The organism is Variovorax sp. P4_B11 (genome assembly GCF_056402355.1).
Genome location: NZ_JBFUHO010000004.1, coordinates 253,126 through 273,385, shown reverse-complemented (window position 1 = coordinate 273,385; position 20,260 = coordinate 253,126). Strand labels below are relative to the sequence as shown.

The 20,260-nt window shown below is 68.2% G+C and carries 17 protein-coding genes and 1 pseudogene; 11 read left to right on the top strand and 7 right to left on the bottom strand.

What is annotated here, in order from left to right:
• Positions 1-12 precede the first annotated feature (12 nt).
• Positions 13-1,134, bottom strand: coding sequence for a 5-methyltetrahydropteroyltriglutamate--homocysteine S-methyltransferase (locus tag AC1DYD_RS06890; protein WP_478171995.1), 1,122 nt, complete (start codon positions 1,132-1,134; stop codon positions 13-15).
• Between the two features lie 147 nt (positions 1,135-1,281).
• Between AC1DYD_RS06890 and AC1DYD_RS06885 the strand changes: the two genes are divergently transcribed.
• The 9 genes from AC1DYD_RS06885 to AC1DYD_RS06845 all read left to right on the top strand — a co-directional run bounded on the left by AC1DYD_RS06885 (position 1,282) and on the right by AC1DYD_RS06845 (position 9,375).
• Positions 1,282-2,385, top strand: coding sequence for an aromatic ring-hydroxylating dioxygenase subunit alpha (locus AC1DYD_RS06885; RefSeq protein WP_478171994.1), 1,104 nt, complete (start codon positions 1,282-1,284; stop codon positions 2,383-2,385).
• A complete protein-coding gene (locus AC1DYD_RS06880) occupies positions 2,382-3,128 on the top strand; it encodes a GntR family transcriptional regulator (RefSeq protein WP_478171993.1) in 747 nt (248 codons plus the stop codon). The genes AC1DYD_RS06885 and AC1DYD_RS06880 overlap by 4 nt, the downstream gene beginning before the upstream one ends.
• A gap of 13 nt (positions 3,129-3,141) precedes the next feature.
• The gene (locus tag AC1DYD_RS06875; protein ID WP_478171992.1) at positions 3,142-4,152 is read left to right on the top strand and encodes a PDR/VanB family oxidoreductase; all 1,011 of its coding nucleotides are present in this window, start codon (positions 3,142-3,144) and stop codon (positions 4,150-4,152) included.
• Between the two features lie 156 nt (positions 4,153-4,308).
• Complete coding sequence (locus tag AC1DYD_RS06870; protein WP_478171991.1) at positions 4,309-5,481, top strand: ABC transporter substrate-binding protein; 1,173 nt, start codon at positions 4,309-4,311, stop codon at positions 5,479-5,481.
• A 27-nt stretch (positions 5,482-5,508) separates the two neighbouring features.
• Positions 5,509-6,381 carry a branched-chain amino acid ABC transporter permease gene (locus AC1DYD_RS06865; protein WP_478171990.1) on the top strand — a complete coding sequence of 291 codons (873 nt, stop codon included), beginning with the start codon at positions 5,509-5,511 and terminating at the stop codon, positions 6,379-6,381.
• Positions 6,381-7,436: a branched-chain amino acid ABC transporter permease gene (locus AC1DYD_RS06860; protein WP_478171989.1), complete on the top strand. Its 1,056-nt coding sequence runs from the start codon at positions 6,381-6,383 to the stop codon at positions 7,434-7,436. Before AC1DYD_RS06865 ends, AC1DYD_RS06860 begins: the two co-directional genes overlap by 1 nt.
• Entirely contained in the window at positions 7,433-8,272 is an 840-nt protein-coding gene (locus tag AC1DYD_RS06855; protein WP_478171988.1) for an ABC transporter ATP-binding protein, read from the top strand. Before AC1DYD_RS06860 ends, AC1DYD_RS06855 begins: the two co-directional genes overlap by 4 nt.
• A gap of 1 nt (position 8,273) precedes the next feature.
• Positions 8,274-8,978 (top strand): ABC transporter ATP-binding protein, encoded by a 705-nt coding sequence (locus tag AC1DYD_RS06850; protein ID WP_478171987.1) that lies wholly within the window; start codon positions 8,274-8,276, stop codon positions 8,976-8,978.
• A 4-nt stretch (positions 8,979-8,982) separates the two neighbouring features.
• Positions 8,983-9,375, top strand: coding sequence for an SRPBCC family protein (locus AC1DYD_RS06845; protein WP_478171986.1), 393 nt, complete (start codon positions 8,983-8,985; stop codon positions 9,373-9,375).
• Positions 9,376-9,501: 126 nt separating this feature from the next.
• Here the strand turns inward: AC1DYD_RS06845 and AC1DYD_RS06840 are convergent, their stop codons facing one another.
• Both AC1DYD_RS06840 and AC1DYD_RS06835 read right to left on the bottom strand, forming a co-directional pair.
• Positions 9,502-10,119 carry an NAD(P)-dependent oxidoreductase gene (locus AC1DYD_RS06840; RefSeq protein ID WP_478171985.1) on the bottom strand — a complete coding sequence of 206 codons (618 nt, stop codon included), beginning with the start codon at positions 10,117-10,119 and terminating at the stop codon, positions 9,502-9,504.
• On the bottom strand, positions 10,116-10,820 hold the full coding sequence (locus AC1DYD_RS06835; protein WP_478171984.1) for a DsbA family protein: 705 nt from the start codon (positions 10,818-10,820) through the stop codon (positions 10,116-10,118). The genes AC1DYD_RS06840 and AC1DYD_RS06835 overlap by 4 nt, the downstream gene beginning before the upstream one ends.
• A 77-nt stretch (positions 10,821-10,897) precedes the next feature.
• Between AC1DYD_RS06835 and AC1DYD_RS06830 the strand changes: the two genes are divergently transcribed.
• Positions 10,898-11,857, top strand: a complete 960-nt coding sequence (locus tag AC1DYD_RS06830) for a LysR family transcriptional regulator (protein ID WP_478171983.1) — start codon at positions 10,898-10,900, stop codon at positions 11,855-11,857.
• On the opposite strand, the gene AC1DYD_RS06825 is transcribed toward AC1DYD_RS06830, so the two are convergent.
• The 4 genes from AC1DYD_RS06825 to dnaG all read right to left on the bottom strand — a co-directional run bounded on the left by AC1DYD_RS06825 (position 11,802) and on the right by dnaG (position 19,062).
• On the bottom strand, positions 11,802-12,929 hold the full coding sequence (locus AC1DYD_RS06825; RefSeq protein WP_478172027.1) for an HPP family protein: 1,128 nt from the start codon (positions 12,927-12,929) through the stop codon (positions 11,802-11,804). The two genes, AC1DYD_RS06830 and AC1DYD_RS06825, sit on opposite strands and share 56 nt — an antisense overlap.
• A gap of 169 nt (positions 12,930-13,098) precedes the next feature.
• Positions 13,099-14,337: a multidrug effflux MFS transporter gene (locus AC1DYD_RS06820; protein ID WP_478171982.1), complete on the bottom strand. Its 1,239-nt coding sequence runs from the start codon at positions 14,335-14,337 to the stop codon at positions 13,099-13,101.
• 162 nt (positions 14,338-14,499) lie between these two features.
• Positions 14,500-16,815: an RNA polymerase sigma factor RpoD gene (gene rpoD / locus AC1DYD_RS06815; protein ID WP_478171981.1), complete on the bottom strand. Its 2,316-nt coding sequence runs from the start codon at positions 16,813-16,815 to the stop codon at positions 14,500-14,502.
• 291 nt (positions 16,816-17,106) lie between these two features.
• Positions 17,107-19,062, bottom strand: a complete 1,956-nt coding sequence (gene dnaG / locus AC1DYD_RS06810) for a DNA primase (protein ID WP_478171980.1) — start codon at positions 19,060-19,062, stop codon at positions 17,107-17,109.
• Between the two features lie 81 nt (positions 19,063-19,143).
• Between dnaG and AC1DYD_RS06805 the strand changes: the two are divergent.
• Positions 19,144-20,023: pseudogene (locus tag AC1DYD_RS06805) on the top strand (YihY/virulence factor BrkB family protein); the annotation flags it as partial.
• Positions 20,024-20,260 lie beyond the last annotated feature (237 nt).

Genomic DNA, 20,260 nt, shown 5'->3' with positions numbered 1-20,260 from the left:
ACGGTTGGCGCCTCAGGTCGAGCCCCAGACCTCTTGGGCCGTTTCCACGACCAGCCGCAGCTTGGCGCGCTGTGCCTCGACCGCGATGTTGTTTCCGTGCACCGTGCTCGAGAAACCGCACTGCGGCGACAGCGCGAGCTGGTCGAGCGAGACGTACTTGGCGGCCGCTTCGATGCGGGCCTTGAGCTCGTCCTTGTCCTCCATCTCGCCGAACTTGGTGGTCACCAGGCCCAGCACCACGGTCTTGCCCTTGGGCAGGAAGCGCAGCGGCCGGAAATCGCCCGAGCGGGCGTCGTCGTACTCGAGGAAGTAGGCGTCGAGGTCCATCTCCTTGAGCAGCGCCTCGGCGACCGGCTCGTAGTTGCCGGCCGCCGCGTGGGTGCTCTTGAAGTTGCCGCGGCACAGGTGCATGGCGAGGATCATCCCTTCGGGCTTCTGCGCCACCACCTTGTTGATGAAGGCGGCGTAGCGGTGCGGCAGCTCGTTGGGGTCGTCGCCGCGCTGGCGGGCCGCCTCGCGCATCTTCTCGTCGCACAGGTAGGCGAGGTTGGTGTCGTCCATCTGCACGTAGGTGCAGCCGGCCGCGGCGAGCGAACGCAGCTCGTCGCCGTAGGCGTTGGCGACATCGTCGTAGAACACCGGGTCGAGCTCGGGATAGGCCTCGCGGCTGATGCCGGCGCGGCCGCCGCGGAAGTGCAGCATGGTGGGCGAGGGGATGGTCACCTTGGGCGTGTTGCCGGCCGACACCTGGCTCTTGAGGTACTCGAAGTCCGCGAGCTGGATGTTCTTCACGTGGCGCACCTTGTCGATCACCCGCATCACGGGCGGCGCCAGCTCCTCGGTGCCGTCGGGCTTGCGGATCGTGACCGGGATGTCGCTCTTCACGCCGCCGAGCTGCTCGAGGAAGTCGATGTGGAAATAGGTGCGGCGGAACTCGCCGTCGGTGATGCTCTTGAGGCCGATGTCTTCCTGGAACTTGACGATCTCGGTGATGGCCTTGTCTTCGACCTTGCGAAGCTGCTCGGGCGTGATCTCGCCCTTGGCTTTCTGCTCGCGGGCTTCGAGCAGATACCGGGGGCGCAGGAAGCTGCCGACGTGGTCGTAGCGGGCAGGCAGGGACGCGTGCTGGGACATGGGATGGCTCCGTCGTATCTGGGAAAAGAACGGTCGATCGTATCCGCACAGAAAGCCCATGGAATGGATACAGAAAGATCGGTACTTACCCTTGTCAAGGTGAAATATCTTGGACTTTATCGCATCGTTGTATACATTGCGTATCCCATGAAAGCCGAAGTCCGTCCTTTCCCGCTCAATGCCTGGTACGCGGCCGCCTACGACGTCGAGGTCTCGCACGCCTTGCTCGCGCGCACGGTCTGCAACCAGAAGTTGGCGCTCTACCGGCGCACCGATGGCCAGGTCGCCGCCCTCGAAGACGCCTGCTGGCATCGCCTCATGCCCTTGTCCCTGGGGCGGCTGGAGGGCGACGAGGTGGTCTGCGGCTACCACGGGCTGGTCTACAACAGCCAGGGCCGCTGCACGTTCATGCCGAGCCAGGAGACGCTGAATCCTTCGGCCTGCGTGCGCTCCTATCCCGTGGTCGAGAAACACCGCTTCGTCTGGGTCTGGCCCGGCGACCCGGCCAAGGCCGACCCGGCGCTGGTGCCCGACATGCACTGGAACGACGACCCTGCCTGGGCCGGCGACGGCAAGATGATCCGGGTCGCCTGCGACTACCGGCTGGTGGTCGACAACCTCATGGACCTGACGCACGAGACCTTCGTTCACGGCTCGTCGATCGGCAATCGCGCGGTGGCCGAGGCGCCTTTCGTCGCCACCCACGGCGAGCGCTCGGCCACGGTCACCCGCTGGATGGAGGCCATCGATGCGCCGCCGTTCTGGGCCGGGCAGATCCACTACGCGCGCGGCTACCGGGGCAAGGTGGACCGCTGGCAGATCATCCGATTCGAGGGGCCGTGCACCGTCAACATCGACGTCGGCGTGGCCGAGGCGGGCAGTGGCGCGGTGCCGCGCGACGGCCGGCCGGGCGACCGCAGCAAGGGCGTCAACGGCTATGTGCTCAACACCATCACGCCCGAGACCAACAAGAGCTGCCTCTATTTCTGGGCCTTTGCCCGCAACTACTGCGTCGGCGAGCAGCGGCTCACGCACCAGCTGCGCGAGGGCGTCGCGGGCATCTTCCGCGAGGACGAACGGGTGCTCGAAGCCCAGCAGCGCGCGATCGACGATCGGCCCGACTACAGCTTCTACAACCTCAACATTGACGCCGGGGCGATGTGGGCGCGGCGGCTGATCGACCAGATGGTGGCGCGGGAGCAGCCGCGCGCGCCGACCATCCCGATCGAAGCTGCCGGGGGTGCCCGTTGAGCGGCGAGCCGGTCGAGCCCGGCAGCTCGCAGGCGGTCAAGGCCCAGTTGCGGCTGCGCGAGATGATCCTGGCCGGCGATCTGGCCGGCGGTGCCCGGATCGCCGAAGTGGCGGTGTCCGAGATGCTGGGCGTCTCGCGCACTCCGGTGCGCAGCGCGCTGATGCGTCTCGAGCAGGAGGGGCTGCTCGAGGGTTTGCCCAACGGCGGCTATGCGGTGCGCACCTTCTCGGAGCGGGACGTGGCCGACGCCATCGAGCTGCGCGGAACGCTGGAAGGCCTGTCGGCGCGGCTGGCGGCCGAGCGCGGCGCGCCGCCGGTGGTGCTGCGAGAGGCGAGGGCCTGCCTGCGCCGCATCGACGAACTGCTGCGCGAGCCGGCGCTCGACGACGCGGCCTTCTCGCGCTACGTCGCCTTCAACGAGGAGTTCCATCGGCTGCTGTCCGAGATGGCGGGCAGTGCGCTGATCGCCAAGCAGATGGAGCGCGTGATCAACCTGCCGTTCGCCTCGCCCTCGGGCTTCGTGGTGGTGCAGGCCAACTCGCCCGCCGCCCGCGACATGCTGCTGATCGCGCAGGACCAGCACGGCCAGGTGCTCGACGCGATCGAGAACCGCGAAGGCTCGCGTGCCGAGGCGCTGATGCGCGAGCACAGCCGCATCGCGCAGCGCAACCTGAGGGAAGTGCTGCATGGCGCGCACAACCATCCCTTGCCGGGGGTGCAGCTGATCCGCCGACGCGCATGAAGGCAGTTCGAAGATGAAAAGCGATATCCACTGGATGCCGGCGCGCATCAGCGCCATCAAGGACCTCAGCCCCACGGTGCGCGAGTTCGAGATCACGCCCGAGTCGGGCATCGTGGCCGGACACGAGCCCGGCGCCCACCTGCAGGTGCAGGTGCTGGTCGGCGCGCCCGGTTCGGGGCGCATGCAGAACCGTTCCTACTCGGTCGTCGGCGAACCCGACGGCCGCGCCTGGCGGATCGCGGTCAAGCGGCTGGACGAGGGCCGCGGCGGTTCGCTCGCGATGTGGCGGCTGGTGGTCGGCGACCGGCTGCTGGTGAGCGAGCCGCAGACCCACTTCGGCCTCGACCTGACGGCGCCGGGCTACCTGCTGGTGGCGGGCGGCATCGGCATCACGCCGCTGGTCTACATGGCCCAGCGCCTGGCCGCGCTGGCCGCGCGCAGCGGCGTCCCCGTGCGCATGCTCTACGGCGCCCGCAACGAATCCGAGCTGGCCTACCTGGCGGATCTGCGCGAGGCGCTGGCGCCGCATTCGAGCGCCAGCCTGCAGGCCTTCGCCGGCAGTGCGCCGATCGACTTTGCCGCCGAGATCGCCGCGCTGCCTGCGGGCGGCCAGCTCTACGCCTGCGGACCGGTGCCGATGCTCGAAGCGGTGAGGCAGGCCTGGGCCGCCGCCGGCCGGCCGCAGGCCGAGCTGCGCTTCGAGACCTTCGGCAGCAGCGGCCGGCTCCCGACCCAGGCCTTCGAGGTGCGCATTCCGCGCCACCAACTGGCGATCACCGTGCCTGCCGACAGCACCTTGCTGGAAGCGCTCGAAGGCGCCGGCGTCCAGACCCTGTGGGACTGCCGGCGCGGCGAATGCGGGCTGTGCGCAATGGACGTGCTGGCGATCGAGGGCGAGATCGACCATCGCGACGTGTTCCTGAGCGCCCACGAAAAGACATCGGGCCGCCGCATCTGTGCCTGCGTCTCGCGGGCGGTCGGCACGATCACGCTCGACTCCGCCTGGCGGCCCGACAACCCGTGATAGCGCACACCTTGCGCGATCATCGCGCAACCGATGTGCTGATCGCGCAGAATTCGCTGCTCCGGCCTGAAGGCTAGGTAGTTGCCGGCGCTCCGGCTTGCTTGCATCTGGTCACAATATCCCCCGTTCCGCATCCCATTGAATTAGGAGAGTTCCATGCTTCGTCGCCACCTCGTACAGGCTGCCGGCCTGACCGCCATCGCGCTGGCCATGCCTCTGGCCCACGCGCAGGACAACACCTTCAAGATCGGGATGATCCTGCCGATGACCGGCCAGCAGGCCTCCACCGGCCGCCAGATCGAAGCCGCCGCGCGGCTCTACATGGCGCAGCACGGCGACACGGTCGCCGGCAAGAAGGTCCAGTTGATCGTCAAGGACGACACCGGCCTGCCCGATGTCACCAAGCGCATCGCCCAGGAACTGGTGGTCAACGACAAGGTCAATGTGCTGGCCGGCTTCGGCATCACGCCGTCCGCGCTGGCCGTGGCGCCGATCGCGACCCAGTCGAAGACGCCCGAGATCGTGATGGCGGCGGCCACCTCGAGCATCACCCAGGCTTCGCCCTACATCGTGCGCTCCAGCTTCACGCTGCCGCAGGCGGCAGTCGCGATGGGCGACTGGGCGCCCAAGAACGGCATCAAGACGGTGGTCACGCTGGTGGCCGACTACGGTCCGGGCAACGACGCCGAGAAGTTCTTCGCCGAGCGCTTCGAGCTCAATGGCGGCAAGGTGATCGAGAAGCTGCGGGTGCCGCTGCGCAACCCCGACTTCGCGCCCTTCCTGCAGAAGGTGCGCGATGCCAAGCCCGATGCGCTGTTCGTCTTCGTGCCCTCGGGCGCCGGCGCGGCCGTGATGAAGCAGTTCCTCGAGCGCGGCATGGACAAGGCCGGCATCAAGATGATCGCCACCGGCGACGTGACCGACGACGACCAGCTCAACGACATGGGCGACGGCGCGCTCGGCGTGGTCACCTCGCACCACTATTCGGCGGCCCACCCGTCGGCGATGAACAAGAAGTTCGTGGCCGACTTCCAGGCGGCCAACAAGAACATGCGGCCGAACTTCATGGCCATCGGCGGCTACGACGGCATGCGCATCATCTACGAGGCGCTCAAGACCACCAAGGGCCAGGGCGGCGGCGACGCGCTGCTGGCCGCGATGAAGGGCCAGGTCTTCGAGAGCCCGCGCGGCCCGGTGCTGATCGACGCCCAGACCCGCGACATCACGCAGGACATCTACCTGCGCAAGGTCGAGAAGAAGGACGGCCAGTTCTACAACGTCGAGTTCGACGTCATCAAGTCGGTCAAGGACCCGGGCAAATCCAAGTAGGACGGGCGAAGTGTTCCGGACAGCCGCATGTTGACTATTCTCTTTGACGGCATCGCCTACGGCATGCTGCTGTTCGTGCTCGCGGTCGGCCTGGCCGTGACGCTGGGCCTGATGAACTTCATCAACCTCGCGCACGGCGCCTTCGCGATGGCCGGGGGCTATCTCACGGTATTCGCGATGCAGAAGCTGGGCGTGCCTTTCCTGCTGTGCCTGCCGCTGGCCTTCGTGGTCGTCGGCGCTGTGGGTGCGCTGCTCGAGCGCACGCTCTACCGGCCGATGTACGGCAAGTCGCACCTGGATCAGGTGCTGTTCTCCATCGGCCTGGCCTTCATGGCGGTGGCCGCGGTCGATTATTTCGTCGGCTCCTCGCAGCAGAACATCCACTTGCCCGAATGGCTGCGCGGCCGCACCGAGATCGGCGACGGCGCGCTGCTGCTGGGCATGGGCCACTACCGCATCTTCATCATCGCGGTCTGCACGCTGCTCACCGTGGTGCTGCAACTGATCCTCTCGAAGACGCGCTTCGGCAGCCGGCTGCGTGCCGCGGTCGATGACCCGCGCGTGGCGGCGGGCCTGGGCATCAATGTCAACGTGGTGTTCCTGCTGACCTTCGCGGTGGGCTCGGGGCTGGCCGGCCTGGGCGGTGCGCTCGGCGCCGAGATCCTCGGACTCGATCCGACCTTCCCGCTCAAGTACATGATCTATTTCCTCATCGTGGTCTCGGTCGGCGGCACCTCGTCGATCACCGGGCCGCTGCTGGCGGCGCTGCTGCTCGGCATCGCCGACGTGGCGGGCAAGTACTTCATCCCGAAGATGGGCGCCTTCACGGTCTACCTGCTGATGATCGTGATCCTGATGTGGCGGCCGCAGGGCCTGTTCACGCGCAAGGGGGGCAAGTGATGATGCGCGACGCCGGGCCGCCCCAAGGCGCGAAGGCCCCCTCGGGGGGCAGCGAGGACACGCGAGTGCCGAGCGTGGGGGCACAGTCCTTCCAGCAACTCTTGCTCAAGAAGGCGGGTTGGCGGCCCTGGGAATACGCGCTCTGGGCGCTGGCCTTCGTGCTGCCGCTGGCCATGCCCTCGCATGCGCTGATGATCAACGAGATCGCCATCGTCGCGCTGTTCGCCATGTCGCTCGACCTGATCCTCGGCTACACCGGCATCGTGTCGCTGGGCCACGCGGCCTTCTTCGGCTTCGGTGCCTACACGGCGGCGCTGTTCGCCAAGCACGTGATGCCCGATCCGACGATCGGCCTGCTGGTGGCCATCGCGCTGTCGGCGGTGCTCGGCGCCATCGCCAGCGTCACCATCCTGCGCGGCAGCGACCTGACCCGGCTGATGGTCACGCTGGGTACTGCGCTGCTGCTGCTCGAACTGGCCAACAAGCTCGACGGGCTGACCGGCGGCGCCGACGGCCTGCAGGGCGTGGTGTTGGGGCCGGTGCTGGGCTTCTTCGACTTCGACCTCCTCGGCCGCACGGCGGCCTGGTACTCGCTCTCGGTGATGCTGCTGCTGTTCCTGCTGATGCGCCGGCTGGTGCATTCGCCCTTCGGCGCCACGCTCAAGGCGATCCGCGACAACCGGCTGCGCGCCATGGCGATCGGCATTCCCGTGGTGTCGCGGCTGGCCGTGATCTACACCGTGGCGGCGGCCGTTGCGGGCGCTGCGGGCGCCCTGCTGGCGCAGACCACCGGCTTCGCCTCGCTCGACGTGCTGGCCTTCGACCGCTCGGCCGACGTGGTGCTGATGCTGGTGATCGGCGGCGTCGGCTGGCTCTACGGCGGCATCGCCGGCGCGATCGTCTTCAAGCTGCTGCAGGACACGCTGTCGACCGTCACGCCGCAGTACTGGATGTTCTGGATCGGCCTGATCCTGGTGTTGCTGGTGCTGGTCGGGCGCGACCGGCTGCTCAAGCCCTGGACCTGGTTCGGCGCCCGCAAGGCGGTGAAGCCATGAGCGCCAGCAACGATACGGTGCTCTCCGCCACCGGCCTGGTGATGCGCTTCGGCGGCATCACGGCCACCAACAACGTCACGCTCGACCTCAAGCGCGGCGCCCGCCATGCCTTGATCGGCCCCAACGGCGCCGGCAAGACCACCTTGATCAACCTGCTGACCGGCGTGCTCACGCCCACCGAAGGCCGCATCGTGCTCGAGGGCGAGGACATCACGCGGCTGGCGCCGCATCGCCGGGTCGCGCGCGGCATGGTCCGCACCTTCCAGATCAATCAGCTCTTCGACTCGATGACGCCGCTCGAGACGCTGGTGCTGGTGGTCTCCCAGCACGCGGGCGTCGGTGCGCAGTGGTGGCGGCCGCTCGGGTCGTCCAAGGCAGTGGCCGAACGGGCCGGTCAGCTGCTCGAGCAGTTCCGCCTGGCCGACGTCGCGCAGCAGCAGACGCGGCATCTCGCCTACGGCAAGCGCCGCCTGCTCGAGATCGCGATCGCGCTGGCCTGCGAGCCCCGCGTACTGCTGCTCGACGAGCCCGTGGCCGGCGTGCCGGCCGGCGAACGCGAGGAGCTGCTCGAGACCGTGGCGGCGCTGCCGGCCGACGTCTCGGTGCTCCTGATCGAGCACGACATGGATCTGGTGTTCAGTTTCGCCGACCGCATGACGGTGCTGGTCAACGGCACGGTCTTGACCGAAGGCGACCCCGACACGATCGCCAACGATCCGAAGGTCAAGGAGGTCTATCTGGGCCATGGAGGTGATGTGGACCCCCAAGCTCGCATTCGTTCGCTACCCCCCGAGGAGGCGCAGGCCTCCCTTGGGGCGCCCCGGCGGGAGGCCTGACATGTCTGAGTTGCTGCGCATCGAGAACCTCAGCGCCGGCTACGGCGAGGCCGTGGTGCTGCACGACGTCGCGCTGGCGCTCGGCGAGGGCCAGACGCTGGCGCTGCTGGGGCGCAACGGCACCGGCAAGACCACGCTGATCAATACGCTGGCCGGCGCCACGCGCCAGCATGGCGGCCGCATCACGCTGGGCGGCGCCGCGCTGCACAAGCTCTCGCCGCACCTGCGCGCGGCGGCCGGCATCGGCTGGGTGCCGCAGGAGCGAAACATCTTCAAGTCGCTGACGGTGCACGAGAACCTCACGGCGGTCGAGCGGCCGGGCAAGTGGAACCCGCAGCGCGTCTACGAGATGTTCCCACGGCTCGCGGAGCGCAAGGGCAACCTGGGTACGCAGCTGTCGGGCGGTGAGCAGCAGATGCTCGCGGTCGGCCGTGCACTGGTGCTGAACCCGACGCTGCTGCTGCTCGACGAACCGCTCGAAGGGCTGGCGCCGATCATCGTCGAGGAACTGCTGCGCGCGATCCGCCGCATCACCCGCGACGAGGGCCTGGCCGCTATCATCGTGGAGCAGCATCCCCAGGCGATCCTCGCGATCTCCGACGAGGCGGTGGTGCTGGACCACGGCACCGTGGTGCATGCCGACCATGCGGCCACGCTGCAGGCGCAGCCCGAGGTGCTGGAGCGGTTATTGGGCGTCGGGAGGTAATGCCATGGCATCGATTCGACAGGAAATCCAGGTCGCGGCGGGCGCCGAGAAGATCTGGGACGCGGTTCGCGACGTTGGCGAGATCCACCGTCGGCTGGTGCCGGGCTTCGTGACCGACTGCCGGCTCGAAGGCGACACGCGGGTCGTCACCTTCGGCAACGGCATCGTGGCGCGCGAGCTGATCGTCGACTGCGACGACGCGGCGCGGCGCCTGGTCTGGTCCGCCAGCGGCGGCCGCCTCACGCACCACAACGCATCGCTGCAGGTGATCGCCGAAGACCCGACGCACAGCCGCCTGGTCTGGATCGCCGACCTGATGCCGCACGAGATGGCGGCCCCGATCGCCGCCATGATCGCCGATGGAATGCGGGCGATGAAGAAGACCCTGGAAGCTTGAGTCCAGCCTCCGCCACGCGCTCTTCACGGGAACCGCGGCGCAACCGGCTTCGCCGGGCCGCAGCGCGGCGCCCCCTGCAAGGGGGTGGGCGGCCACACGAAGTGAGGCCAACCTGGGGGGGGGTGCTCAGTACCCCACGGTGAAGCGCTGGCGGGAGTGCTTCGGCGATTCGATCTCGTCGACCATCGCGATCGCGTAGTCCTCCATCGAGATCCAGCTCTTGCCGGAGGCGTCGCTCAGCAGGCTGTCGCCGCCGATGCGGAACTGTCCCGTGCGCTGGCCCGGCTCGAAGATCGCCGAGGGCGACAGGAAGGTCCAGTCGAGTTCCTTTTCCGAGCGCAGCGCGGCCAGCATCACGCCGCCGGCCGCTGCCTCGGCCTTGTAGGCGTCGGGGAAGCCCGGCGCATCGATCAGCGCCGCGCCGGGCGCGACCTCGAGGCTGCCGGCGCCGCCGACCACCAGCAAGCGGGGCACGCCAGCTTGCCCGGCCGCGGCGATCAGGGTTGCGGCATCGGTGCCGCCGGCGAATCGGGTCGAACTGACGATGGCGTCGTGTCCGCGCAGCAGCGGGACCAGAGCGTCGACCGCGTTCGCGTCGGCCGCCTTGACGGTCAGGCCGGGCCGGGCTTCGACGGCGTCGACCTTGCGCGCGATGCCGGTCACGCTGTGGCCGCGCGCCAGCAGTTCGTTGGCGATGCGCGAACCGGCGCGGCCGGTGATACCGAGAAGGGCGATCTTGCTCATGGGAGTTCCTTGGGTGACGTGGGTGAGAGGGGTTGCAAAAGGAGGGCCTCGAGGTGTGCGACCCAGGCTTCGGGTCGACCGAGCCAACGGCCGGCCTCCAGCGGCGTCAGCCGGCCGTCGGCGGTGGCGAGCGCCAGGGTCGGGAAACCATGTCCGCCGATCCGGGCCAGCCAGCGGCGGCTGTCGACGATGTGGCGCTGGGTCGGCTCGCCGGCCATGAAGTCGAAGGCGTCGGAGAAGGCCGCGGCGTCGAGGCCCAGGTCCGCAGCCAGCGTGCGCAGCACACCGGGGTCGGCGATGCGCCGCCCTTCGACGTAGTGCGCTTGCTGGACGCGGTGGATCATGTCCAGCCCGCGGCCGGCTTCGGCTTCGGCCACCAGCACCGCCGTCAGCGGCGGCGCGGAGTCCAGCATCGCGCCGGTGTCGTTCAGGAGCCCGTCGAAATAGGCGCTGCCGAAGGGTTGCCCGCTGAGTTCGGCGATGCGGCGGTCGTGCGGCATCACGTAGTCGCGCCATTGGGGCGTGACCGCGCGGCGGTTGCTGCCGGTCAGCATGCCGCCGCCGTGGAATTCGATCGCCAGCGCCGGCACACCGCGCGCGGCCTCGATCAACGGCGCCGCGGCATAGCACCAGCCGCACAGCGGATCGAAGACGTAGTGCAGCAGTGTCGCGCGCGGGGGGAGGGGGTTCGGTTCCGACATGGCCTGGATCGTACGTTTCTTGATCCGATCGAAAAACCGCTTAGCATGCAATGGTTTGTTGCTTGGATCGATCAAATATGGACCGGATCACCGCCGCCGAAGTCTTCGTGCGGATTGCCGAGCGCGGCAGCATGAGCACCGCCGCCGAGGCGCTCGACATGTCGCGGGCCATGGTCACTCGCTACCTTGCGCAGATGGAGCAGTGGGCCGGCGCGCGGCTGCTGCATCGCACGACGCGCCGGCTCAGCCTCACCGAGGCCGGCGAGGAAACGCTGGCGCGTTGCCGTCGCATGCTCGAGGTCGCGGCGGAAATGGCGACGGCCGCCAGTGCCTGCGCGGACGAACCGCGCGGCTTGCTGCGCGTGGCCTGTGCGCAGTCGCTGGCCCAGGATGTTCTTGCCGCGGCGGTGGCCGACTATCTGCGCCGCCACCGCCAAGCCGCGATCGACTTGCACATCGACGCCCGTCCGGTGAACCTGGTCGGGGAGCGCATCGACCTGGCGATCCGCATCACCAACGAGCTCGATCCGAACCTGATCGCCCGGCCGCTGGGCCATTGCGCCTCGGTGGTCTGCGCCTCGCCTGCGTACCTCGCCGCGCATGGCATGCCGCGCAGCGTGCAGGACCTGGCGCGGCACAACTGCCTGACCTATTCCTACTTCGGAAAGAGCCTGTGGCAGTTCGACCATGGCGAAGAGCGCATCGCGGTGCCGGTCAGCGGCAACTTGAGCGCCAATGAATCGCAGGTGCTGCTGGCGGCGGCCATCGAAGGGGCCGGCATTGCGATGCAGCCGGTCTATTCCGCCAGCGGCCCGATCGCGCAGGGCCGGCTGGTGGCGCTGCTGCCCGGCGTCGTGCCGCAAGGCCTGGGCGTCTACGGCGTCTACGCTTCGCGTCGCCAGATGCCGGTGTCGCTGCGGGTGCTGCTGGATTTCCTGGTGGCCCGTTTCGCCGACCCGGCCCACTGGCCGCCGCCGGAACCTAGTTCTCCGGACCGACCGCGCGGTAGAGCGCGCGCACGAAGTCCGACTGCGTGATCATTCCGGTCAGCCGGCGCTGGCCGTCGATGATCGGGATGTGATGGTGTCCGCCTTCGGAGAACAGCGGCACCAGCTCCGCCAGCGGCCGGTCCTCGCTGGCCACGCGCACCTGTCGCGTCATGATCTGGCCCACCACTTCGGGCTTGCTCGACATCACGCTGCGGGTCGCGCGGATGAAGTCGCGCAGCCGTCCGCCGATGCCCTCGTGGTGCTGCAGGTCGATCTGTCTGAAGAAGTCGGCCTGCGTGACGATGCCGACCACCCGGCGCGTGCGGTCGATCACCGGCAAAGCCTTGATGCGGCGTTCGTGCATCAGCGTCCAGGCTTCCTGCAGGGGCATGCCGAACTCGGCCACCACCAGGTCGCGCGACATGATGTCGGCGCAGCGCACGGTGCCGAGCCGCCGGCGCCAGGATTCCATCTCGGTCTGCCGGATCAGCGATTCGAGGTCGTCGCGGCTGATGTCCAGCACCTGGTTGTAGCGTGCCAGCACGGCGTCGATGTCGGCCGAGCTGAAGCGCGCATCGGCCGCCGGCTGGCGCGGCGCCAGTTGCACGTGCGGATAGCGGCGGCCGGTCAGGCTGTTGTAGGCCACGCCGGCCAGCACCAGCAGCAGCGAGTCGGCCAGCACCGGCAGCAGCGCGAAGGGAAGTTCCGCCCGGTGCGTGAGCACGGCCAGCAGCGCCACGGCGCCGCCCGGCGGATGCAGGCAGCGCAGCGTGAACATGAGTCCGATGGCCAGTGCGGTTGCCAGCGCGCCGGCCCAGACCGTGTCCGCGGGCAGCCAGCGGGCGCAGGCAACGCCGGCCAGTGCCGCCAGGGTATTGCCGCCGATCACCGGCCAGGGTTGCGCCAGCGGGCTGGCCGGCAGCGCGAACACCAGCACCGCGCTGGCGCCCAGCGGTGCGATCAGCCAGCCGCTGCCGCCGGCCAGCCATTCGCAAGCCAGCCCGGTGAACAGCAGTCCGAGCGCTGCGCCCGCGACCGCGCGCAGGCGTTCGCGCCCATCGACCGCCGCCCGGGCCGGCAACCATGCGCGCGCGAAACTCCGCAGGTTTTCGGTCCGCATCACTTCGTTTTTTCTCTGGGCCGGGGCGTGGGCGTGGCGCGCGGCGCATGAAGTCGTCGCTGCCCGTGGCCAGGAACGCCGCGGAACCGGCTTTGCCGGGCCGCTGGTGTTGCCCCCTTGAGGGGGGAGGCGGCTACACGAAGTGAGCAAGCAACGGGGGTGGGCGTCATCAGGCAGCCTCGGCGGCGACCCGGCGGCCGATCTCGGGCCAGCGTCCGTGCAGCCAGACCCAGGCCACCAGCCCGACGCCCAGCATCAGCAGCGAGGTGGCGGCCAGCGCCAGCGTGGAGTGCATCACCAGCGGCGCGACCACGCCGGCCACGATGCCGTTGGCGGTCGAACCGATCACGGCCTGCAGCGACGAGGCCATGCCGCGGCGCTCGGGGTGCAGGTCGAGCACCAGCAGGGTGACGACTGGCACCATCAGCGCCCAGCCGAAGGCGAACACGGCCAGCGGCCACAGTGCCCACGCGGCGTGCGGCGTGAACAGCGCGTTGGCGGCGACATTGAGGACCGAGGTGGCCAGCATGATCACGAAGCCGTCGCGGATCTGCCGCTTCGGTGCCACCTTGCCGGCCATCCGGCCGCTGGTCCAGGCGCCGGCCATGATGCCGCCGATCGTCAGGATGAAGAACCAGAAGAACTGCGTCGGTGCCAGCGCCAGGTGCTCGCCGAGGAAGGCGGGCGCGGCCAGCACATACAGGAACATGCCATTGAAGGGCACGCCGCTGGCCAGTGCCAGCAGCAGGAAGCGCGGGTCGGAGCACAGGTCCCAGTAGCCGCGCATCAGGTGCCGCACCTCGAAGGGCTGCCGATGGTCCTTGTGCAGCGTTTCGGGCAGCAGCTTGAAGTTGGCGACCCACAGCACCACGCCGACGCCGACCAGGAACCAGAAGATGCTGTGCCAGCCCAGGTGGACGAACAGGAAGCCGCCGACGATCGGCGCGATCGCCGGTGCGATGCCGAAGTAGATCGTCACCTGCGACATCACCTTCTGCGCCTCGGCCGGCGGGAACATGTCGCGGATCACCGCCCGCGAGACCACGATGCCGGCACCGGTCGACAGGCCCTGCAGGGCGCGGAACAGCACCAGCTGGCCGATGGTCTGCGACAGCGCGCAGCCCAGCGAGGCGAGCGTGAAGACGGCCAGCCCCCACAGCACCACCGGCCGGCGGCCGAAGCTGTCCGACAGCGCGCCGTGGAACAGGTTCATGAAGGCGAAGCCGAACAGGTAGGCCGACAGCGTCTGCTGCATCTCGCCCGGCGTGGCGCCGATCGAGCGCGCAATGCCCGAGAAGGCCGGGATGTAGGTGTCGATCGAGAACGGGCCCAGCATGCCGAGCACCGCCAGCAGCACGGCCAGCGCCCAGCGCGGCGCGCGCCAGAGTTTGTCGGCTTCGGGGTTCATGGGTGCGGCTCCTGTCTCCAAAAAGAAGAGCGCCTCGTGGGCGCCTTCTGGTCTTCCTTCTTTTCGTGAAACACCGCGGAACCGGCTTCGCCGGGCCGCTGGTGTTGCCCCCGGAAGGGGGTGGGCGCCCGACACGAAGTGCGGGCAACCTGGGGGGTGAGGCTACAGCGTATCGATGAAGCTGCGCAGCTTGTCGGAACGCGACGGATGCTTCAGCTTGCGCAGCGCCTTGGCCTCGATCTGGCGGATGCGCTCGCGCGTCACGTCGAACTGCTTGCCGACTTCTTCCAGCGTGTGGTCGGTCGACATCTCGATGCCGAAGCGCATGCGCAGCACCTTGGCCTCGCGCGGCGTCAGGCTGTCGAGGATGTCCTTGACCACGTCGCGCAGGCCCGCCTGCATCGCGGCCTCGATCGGCGCCGTGTTGCTGCTGTCCTCGATGAAGTCGCCCAGGTGCGAATCGTCGTCGTCGCCGATGGGGGTTTCCATCGAGATCGGCTCCTTGGCGATCTTCATGATCTTGCGGATCTTGTCTTCCGGGATCTCCATCTTCGCGGCCAGGATGCTGGCGTCGGGCTCGAAGCCGAACTCCTGCAGATGCTGCCGGCTGATGCGGTTCATCTTGTTGATGGTCTCGATCATGTGCACCGGGATGCGGATGGTGCGCGCCTGGTCGGCGATCGAACGCGTGATCGCCTGGCGGATCCACCACGTCGCATAGGTCGAGAACTTGTAGCCGCGGCGGTATTCGAACTTGTCGACCGCCTTCATCAGGCCGATGTTGCCTTCCTGGATCAGGTCCAGGAACTGCAGGCCGCGGTTGGTGTACTTCTTGGCGATCGAGATCACGAGGCGCAGGTTGGCCTCGATCATTTCCTTCTTGGCATCGCGCGAAGACGATTCGCCTTCGTTCATGCGCTTGTTGATGTCCTTGAGCTGCGTCAGCGGCACCACCACGCGCGACTGGATGTCGGTCAGGCGCTGCTGCAGTTCCTGCACCGGCGGAATGTTGCGCGCCAGCACGGCGCTCCAGGGCTTGCCGGCGGCGGCCTGCTTCTCGACCCACTTGAGGTTCAGCAGGTTCGAGGCCACGCGGTTGCCGTTCTTGTCGTAGCCGCTGAAGTCGCGGATGAAGTCTTCCTGCGGGAAGCCGCACTTGTCGACGATGATGCGGCGCAGCTCGCGCTCCTTCTTGCGCACGTCGTCGACCTGGGTGCGCACCAGGTCGCACAGCTTCTCGATCGTGCGGGCGGTGAAGCGGATCGTCATCAGCTCTTCGGACAGGGCGTGCTGGGCCTTGTCGTAGGCCGGCGTGCCGTAGCCTTCCTTGTCGTAGATCTTGTGGACCTTCTCGAACAGAGCGGCGATGCGGTCGAAACGCTCGAGCGCGTCGCGCTTGAGTTCTTCCAGCTTCTTGGTCAGCGCCTTGGAGCCGCCCTTGCCGTCGTCGTCGTCTTCCTCGTCGAACTCGTCGAAGTCTTCCTCGGCCACGTAGTCGTCGGCCTCGTTGGGGTTCGAGAAGCCGTCGACGATGGTCGAGATCACGACCTTGCCGTCACGGATTTCCTGGCCCAGGCGCAGGATCTCGGCGATGGTGGCGGGCGAAGCGGAGATGGCCTCCATCATCGCCATCAGGCCGCCTTCGATGCGCTTGGCGATCTCGATCTCGCCTTCGCGCGTCAGCAGCTCGACCGTGCCCATCTCGCGCATGTACATGCGCACCGGGTCGGTGGTGCGGCCGAACTCGCTGTCGACGGTCGACAGCGCGGCTTCGGCTTCTTCCTCGGCTTCCTCGACCGTGGTGGCGGTCGGGGCGGTGTTGTTCAGCAGCAGGGTTTCGGCGTCCGGCGTCTGCTCGTAGACGGCCACGCCCATGTCGTTGAGCATCGTGACCACGACTTCCATGGTCTCGGCGTCGACCAGCTTGTCGGGCAGGTGGTCGGAGATTTCGCCATGCGTCAGGTAGCCGCGGGTCTTGCCCAGCGTGATCAGGGTCTTCAGGCGCGAGCGGCGCTTGGCCAGGTCTTCTTCGGACAGCACCGTCTCGTCGAGGCCGAACTCCTTCATCAAGGCGCGTTCCTTCGCCTTGCTGATCTTCATGCGCAGCGGCTTGACCTTTTCCTCGGTCGTCGTGGCCGCCGGTTCCTCGCCGACCAGCTCGTCTTCGATGTCGGACAGATCGATGTCGCTGCCCGCCGACTCGTTGCCGGCCTTCGGCTTGCGGCCGCGCTTGGCGCCGGTGGTGGTGGTGGTGCCGGCAGCCTTGGGCGGGCGACCCACCTTCTTGGCGGCGGGCTTGGCGGTGGTGGGTTCGGCGGAGAGAGTCGTTTTGGTGGGCACGGTTTTCACTTTCGTAGCTGCGGACGCCTTGGAGGCGACGGCACCCGTCTTGGTTGCCTGCAGCGCGGCGGTCTTCGACGGTTTTTCTGCAGCGGGCTTCTTGGCAGCGGACACGGCAGGCTTCTTTGAACTGGGCATACGACCTCGTACAACAAGATGGACCAAGCGGAATCACACGCGCCTCGAACCCGGCGCAGGCAGGAGCACAAACACTGCGGCTGAGGGAACGCGAGCCCCCTGGCAGCCGTCAAAAGGCAAGATGTCGGGCGAACATTTGGTGTGCAGTCCTTGCGGTGTATTGACCCGTTTCCCGTCGGGAAGTGCATTGCGCTTGGGGTCGGCCCGGAGGTGCTGCTGTCGCTCTTGCCTTGTTGCCAGACGCTGGCTGGCGTCTAGCTAAGCCTTACATTATAGCGCGGCGCTCGTTTTTCAAGCAGTGTTTGTGCTGGGCCTGAGGCGATTTCGCAACTCCAGCCGGCGCGCCTCGAGCGCCTTGTAGCGCTCCAGCGCCCGCGGGTCGCTGCCCACCGCCGCGATCGCCTCGCTCTGCTGGGCCTTGAGCAGGTCGTCCAGCATGTAATCGAGCACGTTGCGCAGCTCCCGGGCCGCGTCGGCCGCCTGTTCGCCTTCGGCGTCGCCGATCGGGCCGCCGTCCGGGCCGGTCATGACCCGCACTGCCAGCGACTCGAAGGCCAGGCCGCGCAGGCCCTCGCGCAGCGCCGCCCAGGGCTGGACCCCGTGCTCGTGCGACTGGCTGTCGAGCCAGGCGAACAACTGCCCGTGCTCGCCGGGCAGGTCGCACAGCAGGGCATGAAGCTCATGCGACAGCGCTTCCCACTCGGCCGGGTTCGACAACACCAGCCGCGCCGCGACGTCGGCCCGGCTGGTCGGCAGGCGGCGGCCGCCCGGGGGAGGCCGAGGCGGCGCCGGCTGGCGAAAGGACTTGAAGCGCTTCTTCTCCGGACCGCTGCGCGCCTGTTCGTCGAACCATTGGTCGCGGCTGGCCCAGTCCGCTTCGGACATCTCGGAAGAGGCCGGTGCCGACCGGGCAGGCGCCGGGGCCGGCGGGCGCGGTGCCGCCGGCGCCCAGAGTTCGCCCAGTTCCTGGGTGCCGAGCTGCACCAGCGCGGCGATCTCTGCCAGCAGCTGGCGTTTGAGCGCGCCTTCGGGCAGCGCGCTCCACAGCGGCCGGGCGTTGCTGGCCATGTGGGCGCGGCCCTCGGCCGTCGACAGTTCGCAGCCTTCGCGCGCGGCCTCGATCAGGAAGCGGCTCAGCGGCGTGGCCTCGGCGACGAAGCGCGCGAAGGCGTCGGCGCCGAATTCGCGGATGAAGCTGTCGGGATCGTGCTCGGCGGGCAGGAACAGGAACTTGATGCTGCGCACGTCGGTGGCGTAGGCCAGCGCGCCGTCGAGCGCCTTGCGCGCGGCCCGACGGCCGGCGGCGTCGCCGTCGAAGCTGAAGACCACCGATTCGGTGAAGCGGAACAGCTTCTGCACGTGCTCGGGCGTGCAGGCGGTGCCGAGCGTCGCCACCGCGTTCGGGAAGCCCAGCTGCGCCAGCGCCACCACGTCCATGTAGCCCTCGGTGACCAGCGCGTAGCCGCGGTCGCGGAAGGCGGCGCGGGCTTCGTAGAGGCCGTAAAGCTCGCGCCCCTTGCTGAAGACCGGTGTTTCGGGCGAGTTCAGGTACTTGGGCTTTTCGTCGCCGAGCACCCGGCCGCCGAAGCCGATGCACTCGCCCTTGACGTTGCGGATCGGAAACATCACGCGGTCCCGGAAGCGGTCGTAGCGCTTGCCGTCGCCGTCGTCATTGGCCTCGCCGACGATCACCAGGCCGCTTTCGGCCAGCAGCGGATCGTCGTAGTCAGGAAACACGCTGGCCAGCGAGCGCCAGCCGGCCGGCGCGTAGCCGATGCCGAACTGCTTCGCGACCTCGCCCGAGACGCCCCGCCCCTTGAGGTACTCGATGGCGCCGGGCGACTGCCGCAGCTGCTTGCGGTAGGCCTCGCCGGCCTTCTCGAGCACTTCGGTCAGCGTGGCCTGCTTCTGTCGCTGGCCGGCGGCGCGGGCGCGCTCCTCGGGCGAGGCGTCGTCTTCGGGCACTTGCAGGCCGTACTGGCCGGCCAGGTCGTGCACCGCCTCGACGAAGCCCATGCCGGCATGCTCCATGAGGAAGCCGATCGCATTGCCGTGCACGCCGCAGCCGAAGCAGTGATAGAACTGCTTGGTCGGGCTGACCGAGAAAGAGGGTGATTTTTCGCCGTGGAAGGGGCACAGGCCCATGAAGTTGGCGCCGGCCTTCTTCAGCGGGACGTAGCGTCCGACGATTTCCACCACGTCCGCGCGTGCGATCAGTTCCTGGATGAAAGAGGCGGGGATGGTCATGTAGGCTCGGAACTCCAAATGATACGCAAGCCGCCAGGCCCGCATCGGCCGCCCGACCCACCGATGGCCCGAAAGCACCGAATGATCCGCCATTCCGTCACCCACCAGGTCGGCCCCGTGCTGCGCCACCCGCTGCGTTTCGCCTGGCAGGCGCTCAAGAGCTTCAAGGCCAACCACGGCCTGCTGCTGGCCGGCGCGGTCGCCTATTACGCGCTGCTGTCGATCGTGCCGCTGCTGATCGTCAGCGTCATCGCACTGTCGCATTTCATCGACCAGGAGGCGCTGCTCGGCGCGGTCGGGCGCTACCTGGCCTGGCTGCTGCCCGGCCAGTCGCAGGCGATCGTCGCCGAGCTGTCGAACTTCCTGACCCATTCCGACGTGCTCGGGCCGGTGCTGCTGGTGACGATGATCTTTTTCAGCTCGCTGGCCTTCACGGTGCTCGAGAGCGCCATGGCGGTGATCTTCCACCACCGCCAGGCGGACCACTCGCGCCATTTCCTGATCTCGGTCGTGATGCCCTACATCTACATCCTTTGCCTGTGCGTCGGCCTGCTGCTGGTCACGCTGGTGTCGGGCGCGCTGCAGGTGATCGGGGAGGAGAGCGTCGAGCTGCTGGGCTACCGCTGGTCGCTGTCGGGCGTTTCGGGCGTGCTGCTGTACCTGCTGGGGCTGGGGGGCGAGATCTTCATGCTGACCTCGCTCTACCTCGTGATGCCGGTCGGCCGGCTGCGGCTGCGCCACGCGCTGATCGGCGGCGTGACGGCGACCCTGCTGTGGGAGGTCACGCGGCGGGTGCTGGTGCTCTATTTCGCGACGCTGTCGCAGGTGAACGTGGTCTACGGCTCGCTCACCACCGCGATCGTGGTGCTGCTGAGCCTGGAGATCGCCGCCACGCTGGTGCTGTTCGGCGCCCAGGTGATCGCGCAGTTCGAGCGCCTCGAACGCACCGGCAGCCTCGCGCCCGACGAGCCCGCCGCGGGCGAACTCGGCGGCGTCGATCCGGCTAGCGCGGCGCGAGTCGGATCGCGCCGTCGAGGCGGATCACCTCGCCGTTGAGCATGTCGTTCTCGAGGCTCTCACCAACGATCGTTTACGCTGGGGAATGTTGCCTGTTTACAACAGTGCTCCTGAAATTGAGCCCAGTCGGCTTGCCCCTGTAGATAAGCCAAAAGAACGCTCGGGTTCTTTTCTTGTGCCT